A 16014-nucleotide genomic window follows, 5' to 3' on the forward strand; every position below is an offset into this window, starting at 1 on the left:
CAATATTTTAGTTACACATATCCTATTTGTAATTTTGATTTTAATATATCAAAATGATTCTCTGTAACATCTCCTATTTTTTCTTTAATAAGTTTCAAACTCCCATCAATTGCATCCTGATCAGCTTTAGGACCAATCTCAATCAGGTCTAGACAGTCCAATGGGATTTTGATTGGCATATATAATCTGCCATCATTTGTCCTATATTCAACTTTTGTAATTTCATTAGTCCAAAAGACTATTCGCCATTCATTTTCATAAGACCATTCATTCATTTTGTAAGAAACTGCCTTTTTATATATGTCCTCTAATTCCCTATCCTTAAAATTCCTTATGTTTCTTGTTATTACATCCATTTGATTTTTATTAAGATATTCACAAAGAATTAAATCATACCCATTTTTGTTTTGAAAGAGATTTTGTAATTTTTTAAAATTAAATTTTAGACGAACACCCTTAAAATTATTGCCATACATTTTCCACATAGGAATTTCATTTGAGCAACTTTTTTTCTGGTGAACAAAACTAAGTGTAAAAGGATTTCCAACCTTATTTTTTATATCATCTATTTGCTTTTCTAATTCTTTTCCTTTTTTAGTCTCAAACAGTTTCTCATTAAAGAAATGCACTTCTCTTTTATCATTGGTTTGTAAAGGGTTACTAAACCAAAAATGCAAATTATACGCACCATCTGTTTCCCTGTCGCTTTTTAATAAATTTGTGAGAACTTCAAATGATGTGTAATGATATAAAGATGTAGGAAGAGAAGCCCTCCTTGGTTCAAGAGGAAAAGTTGTTTTGCACTTGGGGCATTTTATTTTACTTGTTGCCATATATGATTTTTTCGCCTATCGCTCTCCCTGCCTCAGCGGGTTAATAATAAGATTAATTTGTGGAAATAAAAAAGACGTGGGAGTAAACTTTCTGTCGCTTATCCCACGCTCAGGCTCTCGCATTGCCCTCTCTCAAGATAAGCAACTTAGCCAGCCCACGCCATCGTGTATTATACGGGATATGTTGTATGCCTTTGATGGGACACAACACAGGGATATAATACAGCCTCGGCATGGACGCTTCGTTGCGGTATCTTCCAAGAGATTCAAATTTGCGAGATTTGAGCGTAGAAGATAACGTTAAGAAAACGTCCTTTCCCATAAGCCAGCCCTACAAATGGCTTCTTCGGCTCATGGATTCCATCAATGTATTGACTCGCCCTGCCCACAGAAGGGCTGGCTAAATCATGTCGCAAAGATACAAAATTATTTTTTTATCGCTCGTTTTTTAAATAATAAAATTATGAGGAGTTAAGAGGAAAATTTTAATTTCTCCACCCCAAAAGATGGAATATAGAAAAAATAGTGTAATTTTGCAGATGCTATATGTAATATTCGACGCTGCAGATTTTTTTAGGGAATCAGCTGAAAAATAGGGAAGGGTCATGAAGGAGAATATGCCACATCACGGGATGGGAACGGAGTTCCACTATCCGCGAATCGCCATTATAGACAGCAATATGTTGGCTATCATGGGTTTGCGGCAGATTCTCCAGACGGTTGTTCCCGTGGCGGAGATTGAGGTGTTCAACAGTTTCAACGAGTTTGAAGCGGATGAGCCGGAGATGTTTGTCCATTATTTTGTGGAGACAAATATCGTGTTGAGCAACCTCTCGTTTTTTACGGCTCGTCGTAACAAGACCATCGTGCTTACGACAGCGACGGACCCCAACACGCAGTTGGGCGAGTTCCATTGCCTCTGCATCAACGTGCCCGAGCAGGAGCTGGTGCGTTCGCTCTTGATGTTGGAGCAGAGGGCTCATGCACATGGGCGCAATCTGCCGCCGGTGGCGAGGCGTCAGGCTGAAAAGATTCTCTCCAACCGTGAGATGGAGGTACTGTCGCTCATTGTGCAAGGACTTCTGAATAAGGAGATTGCCGATGCTTTGAATATCAGTATCACGACCGTCATCACGCATCGTAAGAATATCATGGAGAAGCTGGGGATGCGCAGCGTTTCCCAGCTGACGATTTATGCGGTGATGCAGGGATATGTGGATATCAATAAAATTTAACCCAAATCGGTCATTGGACTTTGGGTTAAATTGGACCAATCAGGCTAATTCAATCATCAGAGGAATGGTGACAGGAGATGGGCAAACCATCCGACGAATTTCTTCCAGGGTGTGCGGAACATGTCCCAACTTTCTTCCGTCAGTCGGAAGCTGTTCAGCTTGTCTTCGTTGAACATGCGGTCGAGTTCCTGTGTGGTGCATGGGTCGATGATGACGGCGTTGTCTTCGTAGTCGAACCGCAGGCTGCGGGCATTGAGGTTGGCGCTGCCGACGGTGCAGAAACGGCCGTCAACCGTAATGATTTTCGTGTGATGAAATCCCGGTTTGTATATCCAGACTTCCACGCCGTGTTTCATCAGGCGGTGGACGTTGTAGAACACGCAGTCGGGCGTAAGCGGGATGTCGCTGTGTGCAGAGACCATGACTTCCACTTTCACTCCTCGCTCGACCGCCTTGCGCAGTGCCCGTTTCAGTTTTCTGTTGAGCGTGAGGTAGGGGTTGATAATCTTGATGCTGTCTTGTGCGACGTTGATGGCTTCGAGATAGAATTTCCGGATAATCTTGTTCGAGGTGAGCGGTTCGCGATTGATGATGCCCACCATTTTCCGTCCTGCCGTGCAGCATGTGTCGGGTTTCAGTCCTTCGAAGTAGTCGGCTCCGTATTCGCCTCTGAAGTATTGCGGTCCGTGGACGTTCTGGCGGCTGACTTTATTCCATATCCGCAGGAATATCTTTTGCAGGGTGTTGACCTCGTCGCCGTCGATGCGGCAGTGCATGTCGCGCCATTCTCCCACCATTTCCGTACCTTTTATATAATAGTCAGCCACGTTCATGCCGCCGGTGTAGGCAATCTTTCCGTCAATCACGACGATTTTCCGGTGGTCGCGTGAGAAGACGTGGTTGATCCACGGGAAGTTGACGGGGTCGAATTCATAGATTTCGATGCCTTTGCTGCGTATTTCCCTGAGGTGTCGCTTCTTGAGCGGTTTGTTGTTGGAGTCGTTTCCGAAGCCGTCGAAGAGTGCCCGCACTTCCACGCCCTCTTTCACTTTTTCGGCAAGCAGGTCGAAGAGCAGGTGGGCGATGGAGTCGTTGCGGAAGTTGAAATATTCCAGGTGGACGCTGCTCCGTGCCTGACGGATGGCTGTGAACATGTCGTCAAACTTCTCCTGTCCGCTCTGCAAGAGGGTGACGGCATTGTTGCGGGAGAACTGCACGCCCTCTTCTTCCAGTTGTCGGACAATGAGTGTGTCGGCTGTCTGTGAAAGAGAGACTGTACAGACAGATAGGAGGGTTGTGATTATCAGAACCTTGCTTTTCAATTTCTTCAAGCGTGCTTTACACCATACATGAATAGTGGTCCACTACTCCCAGCAGGTGTTTTTTCGTATCAGTCACCAAGACGGTGTGTATCTTGTGTTTGTGCATGATACGTTGTATTTCCGTTATTTTTGTTGTTGGCGAGACACATTTCGGAGTCCGCGTCATGAGGTCGCCCACCGTCTTGTCGAAGAAGTCTGCCTGCCACTTTTCCATGGCGCGCCGGATGTCGCCGTCGGTAATCAGTCCGACGATTTTGTCGTCAACAATGGCTACGCCCAGTCCCAGTTTTCCTTTGCTGACGTGGATGATAGCTTCTCCGAGGTGCATCTCTGGCGGGATTATGGGCAGGTCGTTGCTCCGCATCACGTCTTTGGCTGTGGTCAGCAGGCGTTTTCCCAGTTCTCCTCCAGGATGGAACTGTGCGAAGTCTGTCGGTTTGAATCCTCGCATTTCCATCAGGGCGATGGCAAGTGCGTCGCCCATTGCCAGTGCGGCTGTGGTGCTGCTTGTCGGGGCGAGGTTGAGCGGGCATGCTTCTTTCTTCACCCACACCTTGATGTGGGCATTAGAATATTTGGCGAGCAGCGATTCGCTGTTGCCGGTCATGGACACGAGTGGAACATTCATGTGCAATACCATCGGGATAAATCGAAGCAGTTCGTCTGTCTGTCCGGAATTGCTGAGTGCGAGGACCACGTCGTCCGGCGTCATCACGCCAAGGTCTCCGTGGAAGACGTCCAGCGGGTTGATAAAGAAGGCAGGAGTGCCTGTGCTCGCGAGTGTTGCTGCGATTTTTGCTCCGATGTTTCCGCTCTTTCCGACACCGGTCACAATCACTTTTCCTTTACAGTTGTATATCATCGTCACAGCCTTGTCGAAGTTCTCGTCAAGCTGTGGAATCAGTTCCAGCAATGCTTCTGCTTCATCGCGCAGACATTGTGCTGCATAGTCTTTGGCGTTTTTCTTTTTCATGATGCCGTGGTGTTACGATATGAGTTTTTTGATGAGTTCACCGAGTTGGTCTAAGTACAGCATGTTCGGTCCGTCGCTCAACCCCTTCTCCGGGTCGGGATGCACTTCAAAGAAATAGCCTGTTGCTCCAAACGCCTTGGCAGCGAGTGCCATCGACGGAACGAATTTGCGGTCGCCGGCTGTCTTTCCGCCTCCGGCACCGGGACGCTGAACGCTGTGCGTGCAGTCCATAATCACTGTGGGCACTATCTCGAGCATGTCGGGGATGTTCCGGAAATCAACCACCAGGTTGTTATAGCCGTAGATGTTTCCCCGTTCGGTGAGCCACACTTCTTTCGCACCGCTTTCCATCGCCTTTTCCACGGGGAACTGCATGTCGCGACCGCTCAGGAATTGTGCTTTCTTGATGTTGATGATTTTCCCCGTCTTGGCTGCTTTCACGAGCAGGTCGGTCTGTCGGCAGAGGAAGGCTGGAATCTGGAGCACGTCCACCACCTGTCCTGCGCATTCCGCCTGATAGCTTTCGTGTATGTCGGTCAGAATCCGCAGTCCGTACTTCTCCTTGATGTCGGCGAGCATGGTGAGTCCTTTCTCCATGCCAGGACCTCTAAAAGCGTTGAGCGACGTTCGGTTTGCCTTGTCGAAAGACGCCTTGAATATAATGTCAGTGCCCAGTTGCTGATTGATGCGCACAAGTTCTTCGGCAACTGTCTGGAGCAATTCTTGTGATTCAATCACGCAGGGACCGGCTATGAATATTGGTTTCATACAATATGTGTTTTTATCGTTACAAAGGTACGACTTAGTGAATGAAAAGCCAAATTTATTTGAACTTTTCTGAATGTGAGTACCTTGGATAGCTGTCAAAGGTAGTTATATCGGTCCAAATATGCAAAGATTTTGGGAACGATTGTAAAAAAAAGGCGAAATGATTTGCGGGTTCTGTGATAAAATCCTACTTTTACAGGCGTTTTTATTAAATTTCTCCAACCATGATATTGATAGCAGACAGCGGAAGTACGAAAACCGATTGGGCGGCAGTGGCGGACGGCATGCTGCAACACCGCATTCAGACCGAGGGAATCAATCCTTTTGTGCAGACTGACGATGAGATGAGCTCGATTCTTTCGTCCCTGATTTCCCAGTTGGGCGATGACGGTGTCTCCCGTGCTTCGGTCTTTTTCTACGGTGCGGGCGTTCGCGGTGAGATGGCAGAGCGGATGCAAGGCTTGCTGGGCAGGTTCTTCTCTTCCGACGTGGCGGTGGCTTCCGACCTGTTGGGGGCTGCGCGGGCGTTGTTCGGCAAGTGCGAGGGCATCGCCTGCATCTTGGGAACCGGCTCCAATTCGGGTCTGTATGATGGCTGTCGTATCGTCGAAAACACGCCGCCGCTCGGCTATATCCTCGGCGACGAGGGGAGTGGGGCGGTCTTGGGACGCCTCTTCATCAACGCGCTGTTCAAGCACCGGCTTCCCGACAGCTTGCGTGAGGAGTTCCTGAGCGATACGGGACAGGATATGGAGGATATTATATATAATGTGTATAAGCAGCCCTTAGCCAATCGCTATCTGGCAACTGCCTGCAAGTTTATCCGTCGCCATCTCGACTGCGGCGAGCTCCGGGCATTGGTCGTGGAAAACTTCCGCGATTTTTTCCGCAAGAATCTCGTTGCCTATCAGCGTCCCGACCTGACCGTCTCTGCCGTGGGAAGCGTCGCCTACTTCTTCGAGGCGGAATTTCGTGAAGCGGCGAGGTGCGAAGGATATGCCGTCGGAACAGTCGTCCAGTCGCCGATGGAGGGACTTATTACTTTCCATACGGGCATCTCATCTTAACGTAAATCTGATGATGATGGTCGCCTAAAAACGACCTGCATAATCATACGGAAAAGGACGTATAAATATACAGTTGAACTTTCGTCTTCCAAAAGTGCCACTTTTAGCTTGCAAAAGTTGCCCTTTTAGCGTCTAAAAGTTCCCCTTTTGGAGTGCGAAAGTGGCACTTTTGGAAAACCTCTTCTAACGCATTGAAATTCAGTAATATACAAAACGTCCCTCGAAGGCTCTACGTCTGCATAAATATACAAAAGCAGCAAATGGCTAAACGGGTGGAATGGCGGAAACGGAATGAGAACTGTCGTCAGACTCACGCAATTCTTATGCCTGACATCACGTTAACCTTAGTTTTTTCTTTTCTTTTTTCCCGTAAAGTGCGATTTACGAGTAAATTGTTGTAAATTTGCAGCCGGAAATAGTGTCCCGGCTCTGCCGCTGGTTGCCTCCGCCCGCAAGAGGGTGGGGCAACGGGAGGAAAGTCCGGGCAGCACAGGGAGCTCCACTTCCGAAATTAGAAGCTATTGGCGACAGTAGGCTCAGGCAGAAGAGAACGACCGCCGTCCCGTGTGGGCGGTAAGGGTGAGAAGGTGGTGTAAGAGACCACCAGCCGGCGGGTGATCGTCGGGCTGTGTCGGCTGGAGGCTGCAAGTTCATGTAAACCATCGTTTATGGAGGGTGCCCGCCCAAACACGACTCCTTAGGGAACGGTGTACGATGGAGGGTAGAACGCTAAAGCCGCAGGGTGACTTGCGGATTAGATAAATGGCAGGCGCCTTGTGTCCTGAGAGGGGCATGAGGAACAGAACCCGGCTTATAGGGGCGCTATTTTCTTTTTTTGAGGTTTGAGGTTTGAGGTTTGAGATTTGAGATTTGAGGTTTGAGATTTGAGGTTTGAGGTTTTTCCGATTTTTACATGAGCAGTCGTTCGAGTGCGGGGATGTGTATCTGTCCGCGTGAGAGCGTGATGAGTCCTTCGTCTTGCAGACGGTTGAGCTCGTTCGACACGTCGCGTCGTGTCTCTCCGATGTCGTCGGCTATCTGCTGCATCCTGATGGTGAGCAGTTTTTCGCCGGCAGGTCTGTAGCAATGGGTCTCAAAGAAACGCACCACTTTCCGCCGCGCATCGGTCAGCGTGGCTCGCCAGAGGTGGTGTCTTTGGCGTTGGCTTTGCATGGCGAGCATGTTAATCAGGTTGATTCGGAACACGTCAAAATGCTCGATAAGCGTGGTGATGTCGTTCTTTCGGATGCGCAGCATGCGGCAGTCGGTGGCAGCGACAAACGTGCTGTTGAATCGTTGCGTCATGCCGAACGAATATTCCGGCTGTAAGATTTCCGGTGCAGTGACCGTCTCGGTGACGGCGAAGCGCCGGTCGTCAGGCGTTGTCGTCATGTGCAGTGTGCCGTCGAGCAGGAAATATATGTGTGTGCATGCATCCCCTTCGCGTATGAGTGTCTTCTTTGCCACGACGCTGATGAACTCAAACTTTGTCTCGGTGACAACCTGTGTGAGTTCGTTCTTGCTCATGCCACTGAATAACGGCAGCTTGAGAATCCTTTCGTAGATGTTCTGGGATGGAGTCATAAGCGGAGTCTATGGCTGTATGATGTCGTTCAGTGCGGGCGATTGCCATGTGCGGTAGTTTCCGTCTTTGTCGGAATAGATGAGGTAGGCGAGCAGTTCAGGATGTCGCTCGAGCAGTTGGCGCGCCTTTTCCACGCCCATCACCATGAATGCGGTGGCGTAGGCGTCTGCCGTTGCGCAGTCTTTGGCTATGACGGTAGCCGACAGGAGCGTGTGCTTCACCGGATATCCCGTTTTCGGATTGATGGTGTGGGCATATCGTTTGCCGTCCTTATAGTAGAAGTTGCGGTAGTTGCCGCTCGTTGCCATGGCGCGGTCTTTCACTTCGAGCACGGTTTGCAGTTCTTGGTTGGTGTTGAGTGAGTCCTCGTTGGGCTTAGCCACTCCCACGCGCCACGCCTTTCCTTGTCGGTTCACTCCGCGCGTGACCACTTCCCCTCCAATCTCCACCATGAAATTCTTGATGTCTTTCCGACGGAGCAGTTTAGCCACGACATCCACCCCATAGCCCTTGGCAATGGCGGAGCAGTCGAGCATCATGCGCTGATCGGCTTTATGGATGCCGTTCTTGCCGCCTTTTTTCCAGTGGCTCACCTGCTGGTATCCCACAAACTTCCGGATGCTGTCCACCTGTTCTTTCGTAGGCATCGTGCCGTTCTTGAATCCGAAGCCCCAGGCGTTGACCAGCGGTGCCACCGTGATGTCGAATGCGCCGTCGGTCTCTTCAGAAATCTGCATGGCATGGTTGAATACGTTGAGGAACATCTTCCCCGTCTCGTCAGGCGGGACGAGTGAGTCTCCCTGATTGATTTTGGAGATGATGCTCTGTTCGTTGAACATGGAGAGTGCGTCGTCCACCTTCTGCAGTTCCTTTTCGATGGCACCTTTCAGGTCTTTGTCATACTGGCAAGTGATGTGATAGACCGTTCCGAAGATGTTTCCGTGATAGTCTTGGTAAGGCATCGTGCGCTGTTGATGGGCGATATAGACGGTGCCTATGATGAGGAAGGCGAGGAAAGGAATCTGCCAGAGAAGTTTCTTTTTCTTCATATTTCAAACGTGATGTTGAAAAGCCCGCTGATGCGTGAACCGCTGCTTTTTCCATAGCCGGGAACGTACCATGCGTTTCCGAGCGGTCCTTCATTGTGGGCGATGCGTCGTTTATAGCGGAGGCTCCATCCCAGATGGAGCGGTCCCCAGATTTTCACATCCACACCGGCAGCCAGTTCCAGCCAGTGGTATGAACACTTCACGCCTTCAGCCTGGTAGGGCGATTCGCCGCCCCAGACAGGGTCGGTGATGTCGGGGTGATACAGGTCATATTTGAACGAGGTGAATGCGTATCGGGCACCTACCAGAATGCGGTAGATGTCGTGCTTGTCTTTCATGATGTTGAAGTCGCAGCCGATGCGTCCGAAAGGGGCACTCGTCTTGTACTCCATGAGCGTGATATCGTCGCTGCGGTTGGCTTTCCCCAGACCGACTTCTATCGTCGGGAAATACTTGTCTTTCAGGTTGATGCGAAGCGACGCCTCAAACTGTCCGTAGTCGCTGAGCGCATATTCGAGCGGACCAATCAAGTCGGCAGAGACGGCAAATCCGCGGAAGAAAGGTATCGTGTCGCGTTGCAGTTCGGCGATAACCTTCCTGGCTGACTGTGCATGGGCTGCCTGTGTGAACAGCAGCAGACTAATCGCGAGACTTGAAATAAATGTAGAAATGTTCTTGGTTCGCATCATAGGTTATTCTGGGAGTGGAAATCACAATCGAGTCAATGGCGTTCTTCGTGTAAGACACGCCCGTTATCGTATGGAAATAGCTGGGACCGCAATCTACCGACTCGAAGTGCGGCTCGTTGGTCTTGCTCACGTTCACGGTATCCTTGCGAGTCACGTTCAGCGTGTCTGTCATCGTGAAAATCAGCATGTCCACGTCTTGTGCATAGCTGACAGGCAGTTTGAAACTGCTCGTGTTGACCACCTGGTTGAGCAGAACCGTGTCGTTCCCGTTTCGCTTGATGGTGGAAATGGTCAGCGTGTCGGCGAGTGTGTCCACATCGCCCTTCAGTGCATAGACCGACAGCACGGTGTTGTTCAGCGGACATTCAACGGAGGAACATGCTCCGATGAGAAGCGCACAAACGGACAGGATGATTATTTTTCGCATCTGATGGTCTCCTCGATTTGGTAGTCGTTCCGGCTTGATGACGACCGGCTGATGAGGTCGCCGATGAATCCGGCAAGGAACAGCTGTGTACCAATAATCATCATCGTAAGCGCAATGTAGAAGTAGGGCGAGTCGGTGATGAGCCGGTGCGGAACGTTGTGTGCCAGGGCAATCAGTTTGTCCGCGCCGAGGATGATGACGGCAATCAGTCCGATGAAGAACATGATGCTGCCCAGAAAGCCGAATACGTGCATCGGTTTCTTTCCGAAATTGTTCAGGAACCAAAGTGTCAGCAAGTCGAGATAGCCGTTCACGAAGCGGTTGAGCCCCATGAACTTCGACGAGCCGTATTTGCGCGCCTGGTGGTGTACCACCTTCTCACCAATCTTTGCGAAGCCGGCGTTCTTTGCCAGATAGGGGATGTAGCGGTGCATCTCGCCATAGACTTCGATGTTTTTCACCACTTCCTTCCTGTATGCCTTCAGTCCGCAGTTGAAGTCGTGCAGGTTCTTGATGCCGCTGATGCGCCGTGCCGTGGCATTGAACAGCTTCGTGGGGATGCGTTTCGACAGTGGGTCGTAGCGCTTCTGCTTATATCCGCTGACTAGGTCGTAGCCGTCTTCGTGTATCATGCGATACAGTTCGGGAATCTCGTCGGGCGAATCCTGCAGGTCGGCATCCATCGTGATGATCACATCGCCCTGCGCCTCTTTGAATCCGCAGTAGAGAGCCGGACTCTTCCCGTAGTTACGCCGGAACTTGATGCCTTTCACGTGCTCCGACTCCTTACTCAACTGCTCAATCACTTCCCACGAACGGTCGGTCGAGCCGTCGTTCACGAATATCACTTCATACGTGAAACCGTTCTCGTTCATCACCCGCTCAATCCATGCGTGCAGCTCGGGCAGCGATTCATCCTCATTGTAGAGAGGTATAACAACAGATATATCCATAATCAACTAATATTTTTACGTTTTCTGATAAACGCACCAACTAAAATGCTGAGAAATGTTCCGACAAACAAGTTGGTGGACATGAACTGGATTGCAAGGTCTATCGGGCGCAGCGCCGTGAGCATGTTGATAAAATCCTTGCGCACATCGGCAGTGAAGCCAAGCGAATGGAGCATCTCCTTATATTCGGGGTTGGAGAAAATCTCCACATATTGATTGACGAAAGCGCCTTTGTCGAAGTATTGGAAATAGATGTACTGTGCGAAGGTCAGGATGATGATGCCGCACACAAACACCTGAAAGGCATAGAAGAATGCTTTTCCGAAAGAGATGTTGCCGTTCAGGTTCCTGTCGCGGTATTTTCCGACACATCTGCCCACGAAAAACGGCGCATAAATGAGCAATCCCATCGACAACATATTCAGCAGCGGCTGTCGGAAACTGCCCATCATGCAGAGGAATGCAGCAATCAGGATGACACTGAACCGCAAGCCGTCTTTCCCTGCGGAATTACTACTGTTATTTTTGTTTTCATTGATTTCCATTTCCTATAATAATAAAATATGTGTCGGCAAATGTACGAAAAAATAATCGATAATAGTCATTTTTTGTTCGTCAATATGTTAAAATCCTAAAATTATCCACCGTTCATACCTTTGATTCATAATTTATTGTTACCTTTGCAACCGCTTAAGACGGGTAAGTCTTGCACGGCCAGCTCCCTTCGAATCCTCCAGGACGGGAACGTAGCAAAGGTAGTTGGTTGTAGCGGCGCGATGCAAGTAGCTTGCCCACCCGCCTCTTTAGCTCAGTTGGCCAGAGCACGTGATTTGTAATCTCGGGGTCGTTGGTTCGAATCCGACAAGAGGCTCAAAGAAATGCTGGGAAAATCATCTGAAAGTTTACTTTCAAGTGATTTTCCCAGCATTTCTTTGATGGCCTGCCCTCCGGCAGGGCATCGGATATTCAATCCGACTTCCGCCTGAAAGTTTACTTTCAAGTGATTTTCCCAGCATTTCTTTGATGGCCTGCCCTCCGGCAGGGCATCGGATATTCAATCCGACTTCCGCCTGAAAGTTTACTTTCAAGTGATTTTCCCTGCATTTCTTTGATGGCCTGCCCACCGGCAGGGCATCGGATATCCAATCCGACTTCCGCCTGAAAGTTTACTTTCAAGTGATTTTCCCAGCATTTCTTTGATGGTCGGCAGGGCATGAAAAAAGGCTTCCCGTTTGAGGAAGCCTTTTTGTGTGGGAGACGTGTCGTCTTATGCCATGGCAGCGATTCCGGGCAGTTCTTTGCCTTCAATGGCTTCGAGCAGTGCGCCGCCGCCGGTAGAGATGTAGCTCACCTGGTCTGCCATGCCGAACTTGTTGATGCAGGCTACCGAGTCGCCGCCGCCGATGAGCGAGAATGCTCCGTTGGCTGTCGCTTTGGCAATCGCGTCGGCAATGGCTTTGGAGCCGCCGATGAACTTGTCGAACTCGAAGACGCCGGCAGGTCCGTTCCACAGAATGGTCTTGGCGCTTTCGATGGCTTCGGCGAATGCCTTTTGCGTCTCAGGACCGGCATCCAGTCCCTGCCATCCGTCGGGAATATCGTTTGCCATGCATACCTGCGTGTTGGCATCGTTGGAGAAAGCGTCGGCAGCGATGCAGTCAGTTCCCAGCACGAGGTTGACGTTGTTTTCCTTTGCCTTTTCGATGACGGCGAGGGCGACGTCCAGTTTGTCGTCTTCGCAGATGGAATTACCGATTTTTCCGCCCATTGCCTTTGCGAAGGTGTAGGTCATTCCTCCGCAGAGGATGAGGTTGTCCACCTTGCCGAGCAGGTTCTCGATGATGCCGATTTTTGTGGAAACCTTCGAGCCGCCCATGATGGCGGTGAAGGGGCGCTGGATGTTGTTCAGCACAGCGTTCACGGCGTTCACCTCTTTCTCCATGAGATAGCCGAGCATTCTGTGGTCTTTGTCGAAATATTCGTCGATGACTGCCGTTGAGGCATGCTTGCGGTGAGCCGTTCCGAAGGCGTCCATGATATAGCAGTCGGCGTAGCTTGCCAGCGTCTTGGCAAATTCCTTCTGGCTCGCTTTCATCGCCTTTTTAGCCTCTTCGTAGGCAGGGTCTTCCTTCTCGATGCCCACGGGCTTTCCCTCTTCCTCGGGATAGAAGCGGAGATTTTCCAGCAGCAGCACGTCGCCTGGCTTCAGGGCGTCGGCCTGTTCTTTGGCTTTGGCGCAGTCGGGAGCGAATTGCACGTTGGTTCCCAGTGCCTTTCCCACGGCTTCGGTAATCTGCGCGAGCGACAGTTTCGGGTTGACTTTGCCCTTCGGTTTACCCATGTGCGACATGAGGATGAGCGCGCCGCCTCCCTCGAGCACCCGTTTCAGTGTGGGGATGGCACCGCGTATGCGTGTGTCGTCGGTAATTTGTCCGTTCTCGTCGAGCGGTACATTGAAATCTACGCGTACGATGGCTTTCTTGCCAGCGAAATCAAATTGGTCGATTGTTGCCATAATATTCTTTGTTTTTAATATTGATAATCCGTTTGAAGCATAGCAGCTTTAACACGTGCAAAGATAAGTAAAAATTGGGAAAAACTTTCATATATGTGTTTTTTTTCATATCTTTGCACTCAATCGCTGCCATATACTCTGAGCGCAGAGGGCGGCGTGACATAGAGGAAAATATTAACAAGCGTTTGCTTTGTTCGGAACATCTTTGAATCTACCACATTCAACAAAACTAAATACCGAATGAATAAGTGCAAGCGTCTATGCGTTAGCATGGGCGTAACTTATCTGGTATTTAGGGGCTTGTGGTAGAGCCGTAAGATGTGGATTGGAAACGTCCATGTCTTTTTTGTACTCTATCCTGCCCCTAATTCTCCGAAGATAAGCAATACGCAAAACATGCATAGCGTATGGCAAACAAAAACTTAAATGCCGCAAAGACGGCAAAGAAAGATGAGTTCTACACGCAGTTGACAGACATTGAACGGGAGTTGCAGCACTATTGGCAGCATTTCCGTGGCAAGACGGTGCTTTGTAATTGTGACGACCCTTATGAGAGTAATTTCTTTAAGTATTTCGCCCTCAGGTTTAATCAGTTGGGACTGAAAAAACTGATTTGTACTTGTTACGATGGCTCTCCCGTCATGGGCTCCGAGTTATCGCTCTTTGCGTTAGACGCTGAGGGCGAAGAGAAGAAGGTTGCCTACAAAGTGGAAATCACGGAAGTGAGCGATGTGAATGGCGACGGGGCTGTGGACTTGGCAGATGTGGAGTATCTGATTAAGAACGACAAGAACGTCCTTTCCATTCTTCGTGGTAATGGTGACTTCCGTAGCAAGGAATGTATCGAACTACTGAAAGAAGCCGACATTGTTGTAACCAACCCGCCGTTCTCTCTGTTTAGGGAATATGTAGCGCAGTTGATGGAGTATGAGAAGAAGTTTGTTATTGTAGGACATCAAAATGCCATTACATATAAGGAAGTATTTCCACTTATAAAAGAAAATAAGGTGTGGTTAGGATATGGATTTAAAGGTGGCGCAGCACATTTTAATTCGCCTTATGAAGATATTGCTAAGGCTGGTGACCATAAGGAGAATATGATTCGTGTATCAGGAGTTAATTGGTTTACCAATCTTGAAATTCCAAAGCGAAACGAGGAGTTAGATTTGGTATGTAGATATTCTTCTGAAGAATATCCAACTTATGATAATTACAATGCAATTGAGATTGGAAAAACAGCAGATATTCCATGTGATTATTCTGGTGTAATGGGAGTCCCAATAACATTCCTTGATAAATATAATCCTGAGCAATTTGAAATTCTTGGAGCAACAGAGAATGATGCCACGAAAGCAGTTATCAATCTCCGAATCCCTGGTTATAACAAATATGATAGACCATATATAAGAGGGATTAGAAAATATGCTCGCATTCTCATCCGTAACAAAAAACCACAAAAGATATGATGACAATTAAGCAGATAGAAGTAACCGTTGGTGATATTGTCAAAGGTTACGTGAACAACGATGAGCAAGGAGTGCGTGGCTATGACGGAAAGTTGGATATCCGTCCGCCTTACCAGCGGGAGTTTATATACAACGAGAAGGAGCAGCAAGCTGTCATTACGACCGTGCTGAATGGTTATCCGCTGAACGTGATGTACTGGGTGAAGCGGTCAGACGATGCCGAATGCCCATACGAGGTGATGGATGGTCAGCAACGAACACTCTCGCTCTGCGAATATGTGGACGGCAAATTCTCGTATGAGTTTAAGAATTTCTTCAATCAACCCAAAGACATTCAGCAACGCATACTCAACTATAAACTGACCGTATATGTGTGTGAAGGAGAAGCATCGGAAAAACTGGAGTGGTTCAAAACCATCAACATCGCCGGCAAACCATTGAACGAACAAGAAATCAATAATGCCGTCTATGCCGGTCCGTTCGTGTCGGATGCCAAACGCCATTTCTCCAAGTCGAACTGCGGTGCTTTCCGATTGGGAAAAGACTTGGTAAACGGCACGCCTATCCGACAAGACTTCTTGAAGAAAGCGCTGGAATGGATATCAGAACATGAGACGCGTGAGGGACATCGGCAGTCAGCCGTCGGATATATGGCAGACCATCAGCACGACCCTAATGCCAATAATCTGTGGTCGTATTTCCAGCAAGTGTTGAACTGGGCAATTACCAACTTCGACATGAAGCGCTTTAAGAAAATCATGAAGGGACTCGACTGGGCATACTTCTATGACAAATATCATTCGGAGACGCTCAACACCGCCGAACTGGCACATCGCATCTCTGTTCTGATGCGTGACAGTGAGATACAGCGGCAGCAAGGCATCATTCCATACGTGCTGACGGGCGATGAGCGCCACCTCGACCTTCGTGCTTTCCCCGAAGATATCAAACTGGCAGTATGGGAACAACAGAACCATATCTGTCCGATATGCGGAAAGGAATTCGATTATGAGTTCATGGAAGGCGACCACATCACTCCTTGGCGCGAAGGTGGGCGCACGGTGGCAGAGAACTGCCAGATGTTGTGCCGAGAGTGTAACAGGCGGAAGGGCGCGAGGTAAAAACAGCTTTT

Annotated in this window: 15 protein-coding genes, 1 tRNA gene and 2 other RNA genes; 7 read left to right on the forward strand and 11 right to left on the reverse strand. The window is 49.1% G+C overall.

Features of this window, described 5'->3' with window-relative positions; translation table 11 throughout:
• Positions 1–11: 11 nt before the first annotated feature.
• The gene (locus GRF55_RS04220; RefSeq protein WP_220369290.1) at positions 12–833 is read right to left on the reverse strand and encodes a DUF2971 domain-containing protein; all 822 of its coding nucleotides are present in this window, start codon (positions 831–833) and stop codon (positions 12–14) included.
• Positions 834–1438: 605 nt separating this feature from the next.
• Between GRF55_RS04220 and GRF55_RS04225 the strand changes: the two genes are divergently transcribed.
• Entirely contained in the window at positions 1439–2068 is a 630-nt protein-coding gene (locus GRF55_RS04225) for a response regulator transcription factor (RefSeq protein WP_220369291.1), read from the forward strand.
• A 56-nt stretch (positions 2069–2124) separates the two neighbouring features.
• On the opposite strand, the gene GRF55_RS04230 is transcribed toward GRF55_RS04225, so the two are convergent.
• Genes GRF55_RS04230 through kdsA form a run of 3 tightly spaced genes read right to left on the reverse strand, consistent with a single transcriptional unit; the run spans position 2125 to position 5131 of the window.
• Positions 2125–3390: a phosphatidylserine/phosphatidylglycerophosphate/cardiolipin synthase family protein gene (locus tag GRF55_RS04230; protein ID WP_220369619.1), complete on the reverse strand. Its 1266-nt coding sequence runs from the start codon at positions 3388–3390 to the stop codon at positions 2125–2127.
• Positions 3391–3406: 16 nt separating this feature from the next.
• Complete coding sequence (locus tag GRF55_RS04235) at positions 3407–4363, reverse strand: SIS domain-containing protein (RefSeq protein ID WP_220369292.1); 957 nt, start codon at positions 4361–4363, stop codon at positions 3407–3409.
• A 12-nt stretch (positions 4364–4375) separates the two neighbouring features.
• Positions 4376–5131, reverse strand: coding sequence for a 3-deoxy-8-phosphooctulonate synthase (kdsA, locus tag GRF55_RS04240; protein ID WP_220369293.1), 756 nt, complete (start codon positions 5129–5131; stop codon positions 4376–4378).
• Positions 5132–5355: 224 nt separating this feature from the next.
• Here kdsA and GRF55_RS04245 point away from each other — a divergent pair, with 224 nt between their 5' ends.
• Together GRF55_RS04245 and rnpB are read left to right on the forward strand one after the other, a co-directional pair.
• Positions 5356–6198, forward strand: coding sequence for an ATPase (locus GRF55_RS04245; RefSeq protein WP_220369294.1), 843 nt, complete (start codon positions 5356–5358; stop codon positions 6196–6198).
• 415 nt (positions 6199–6613) lie between these two features.
• Positions 6614–7028, forward strand: an RNA gene (gene rnpB, locus GRF55_RS04250) — RNase P RNA component class A.
• Positions 7029–7107: 79 nt separating this feature from the next.
• On the opposite strand, the gene GRF55_RS04255 is transcribed toward rnpB, so the two are convergent.
• The 6 genes from GRF55_RS04255 to GRF55_RS04280 are packed head-to-tail and all read right to left on the reverse strand — an operon-like array spanning position 7108 to position 11446.
• Positions 7108–7782, reverse strand: coding sequence for a Crp/Fnr family transcriptional regulator (locus GRF55_RS04255; protein ID WP_220369295.1), 675 nt, complete (start codon positions 7780–7782; stop codon positions 7108–7110).
• 9 nt (positions 7783–7791) lie between these two features.
• Positions 7792–8832 carry an FAD:protein FMN transferase gene (locus tag GRF55_RS04260; RefSeq protein WP_220369296.1) on the reverse strand — a complete coding sequence of 347 codons (1041 nt, stop codon included), beginning with the start codon at positions 8830–8832 and terminating at the stop codon, positions 7792–7794.
• A complete protein-coding gene (locus GRF55_RS04265; protein ID WP_220369297.1) occupies positions 8829–9521 on the reverse strand; it encodes a DUF6048 family protein in 693 nt (230 codons plus the stop codon). The genes GRF55_RS04260 and GRF55_RS04265 overlap by 4 nt, the downstream gene beginning before the upstream one ends.
• Positions 9472–9948, reverse strand: a complete 477-nt coding sequence (locus tag GRF55_RS04270; RefSeq protein WP_220369298.1) for a DUF6452 family protein — start codon at positions 9946–9948, stop codon at positions 9472–9474. The genes GRF55_RS04265 and GRF55_RS04270 overlap by 50 nt, the downstream gene beginning before the upstream one ends.
• Positions 9936–10901, reverse strand: a complete 966-nt coding sequence (locus GRF55_RS04275; protein WP_220369299.1) for a glycosyltransferase family 2 protein — start codon at positions 10899–10901, stop codon at positions 9936–9938. The genes GRF55_RS04270 and GRF55_RS04275 overlap by 13 nt, the downstream gene beginning before the upstream one ends.
• Before the next feature lie 2 nt (positions 10902–10903).
• Complete coding sequence (locus GRF55_RS04280; protein ID WP_220369300.1) at positions 10904–11446, reverse strand: DUF4199 domain-containing protein; 543 nt, start codon at positions 11444–11446, stop codon at positions 10904–10906.
• 152 nt (positions 11447–11598) lie between these two features.
• Here GRF55_RS04280 and ffs point away from each other — a divergent pair.
• Together ffs and GRF55_RS04290 are read left to right on the forward strand one after the other, a co-directional pair.
• Positions 11599–11697, forward strand: an RNA gene (gene ffs, locus GRF55_RS04285) — signal recognition particle sRNA small type.
• 1 nt (position 11698) lies between these two features.
• Positions 11699–11772, forward strand: a tRNA-Thr gene (locus GRF55_RS04290).
• Positions 11773–12168: 396 nt separating this feature from the next.
• On the opposite strand, the gene pgk is transcribed toward GRF55_RS04290, so the two are convergent.
• On the reverse strand, positions 12169–13416 hold the full coding sequence (gene pgk / locus GRF55_RS04295; protein ID WP_220369301.1) for a phosphoglycerate kinase: 1248 nt from the start codon (positions 13414–13416) through the stop codon (positions 12169–12171).
• A 407-nt stretch (positions 13417–13823) separates the two neighbouring features.
• Here pgk and GRF55_RS04300 point away from each other — a divergent pair, with 407 nt between their 5' ends.
• Together GRF55_RS04300 and GRF55_RS04305 are read left to right on the forward strand one after the other, a co-directional pair.
• Positions 13824–14882, forward strand: a complete 1059-nt coding sequence (locus GRF55_RS04300; RefSeq protein WP_220369302.1) for an adenine-specific methyltransferase EcoRI family protein — start codon at positions 13824–13826, stop codon at positions 14880–14882.
• Positions 14879–16003, forward strand: a complete 1125-nt coding sequence (locus GRF55_RS04305; protein ID WP_255563837.1) for a DUF262 domain-containing protein — start codon at positions 14879–14881, stop codon at positions 16001–16003. The genes GRF55_RS04300 and GRF55_RS04305 overlap by 4 nt, the downstream gene beginning before the upstream one ends.
• The last annotated feature ends 11 nt before the right edge of the window (positions 16004–16014 follow it).

The organism is Prevotella sp. Rep29, assembly GCF_019551475.1.
Classification (GTDB): domain Bacteria; phylum Bacteroidota; class Bacteroidia; order Bacteroidales; family Bacteroidaceae; genus Prevotella.

What these genes read in the sequence shown, in the direction of transcription:
- GRF55_RS04220 (WP_220369290.1), bottom strand. Translation starts at nt 833, where the DNA reads ATGGCAACAAGTAAAATAAAATGCCCCAAGTGCAAAACAACTTTTCCT.
- GRF55_RS04225 (WP_220369291.1), top strand. Translation starts at nt 1,439, where the DNA reads ATGAAGGAGAATATGCCACATCACGGGATGGGAACGGAGTTCCACTAT.
- GRF55_RS04235 (WP_220369292.1), bottom strand. Translation starts at nt 4,363, where the DNA reads ATGAAAAAGAAAAACGCCAAAGACTATGCAGCACAATGTCTGCGCGAT.
- kdsA (WP_220369293.1), bottom strand. Translation starts at nt 5,131, where the DNA reads ATGAAACCAATATTCATAGCCGGTCCCTGCGTGATTGAATCACAAGAA.
- GRF55_RS04245 (WP_220369294.1), top strand. Translation starts at nt 5,356, where the DNA reads ATGATATTGATAGCAGACAGCGGAAGTACGAAAACCGATTGGGCGGCA.
- GRF55_RS04255 (WP_220369295.1), bottom strand. Translation starts at nt 7,782, where the DNA reads ATGACTCCATCCCAGAACATCTACGAAAGGATTCTCAAGCTGCCGTTA.
- GRF55_RS04260 (WP_220369296.1), bottom strand. Translation starts at nt 8,832, where the DNA reads ATGAAGAAAAAGAAACTTCTCTGGCAGATTCCTTTCCTCGCCTTCCTC.
- GRF55_RS04265 (WP_220369297.1), bottom strand. Translation starts at nt 9,521, where the DNA reads ATGATGCGAACCAAGAACATTTCTACATTTATTTCAAGTCTCGCGATT.
- GRF55_RS04270 (WP_220369298.1), bottom strand. Translation starts at nt 9,948, where the DNA reads ATGCGAAAAATAATCATCCTGTCCGTTTGTGCGCTTCTCATCGGAGCA.
- GRF55_RS04275 (WP_220369299.1), bottom strand. Translation starts at nt 10,901, where the DNA reads ATGGATATATCTGTTGTTATACCTCTCTACAATGAGGATGAATCGCTG.
- GRF55_RS04280 (WP_220369300.1), bottom strand. Translation starts at nt 11,446, where the DNA reads ATGGAAATCAATGAAAACAAAAATAACAGTAGTAATTCCGCAGGGAAA.
- pgk (WP_220369301.1), bottom strand. Translation starts at nt 13,416, where the DNA reads ATGGCAACAATCGACCAATTTGATTTCGCTGGCAAGAAAGCCATCGTA.
- GRF55_RS04300 (WP_220369302.1), top strand. Translation starts at nt 13,824, where the DNA reads ATGGCAAACAAAAACTTAAATGCCGCAAAGACGGCAAAGAAAGATGAG.
- GRF55_RS04305 (WP_255563837.1), top strand. Translation starts at nt 14,879, where the DNA reads ATGATGACAATTAAGCAGATAGAAGTAACCGTTGGTGATATTGTCAAA.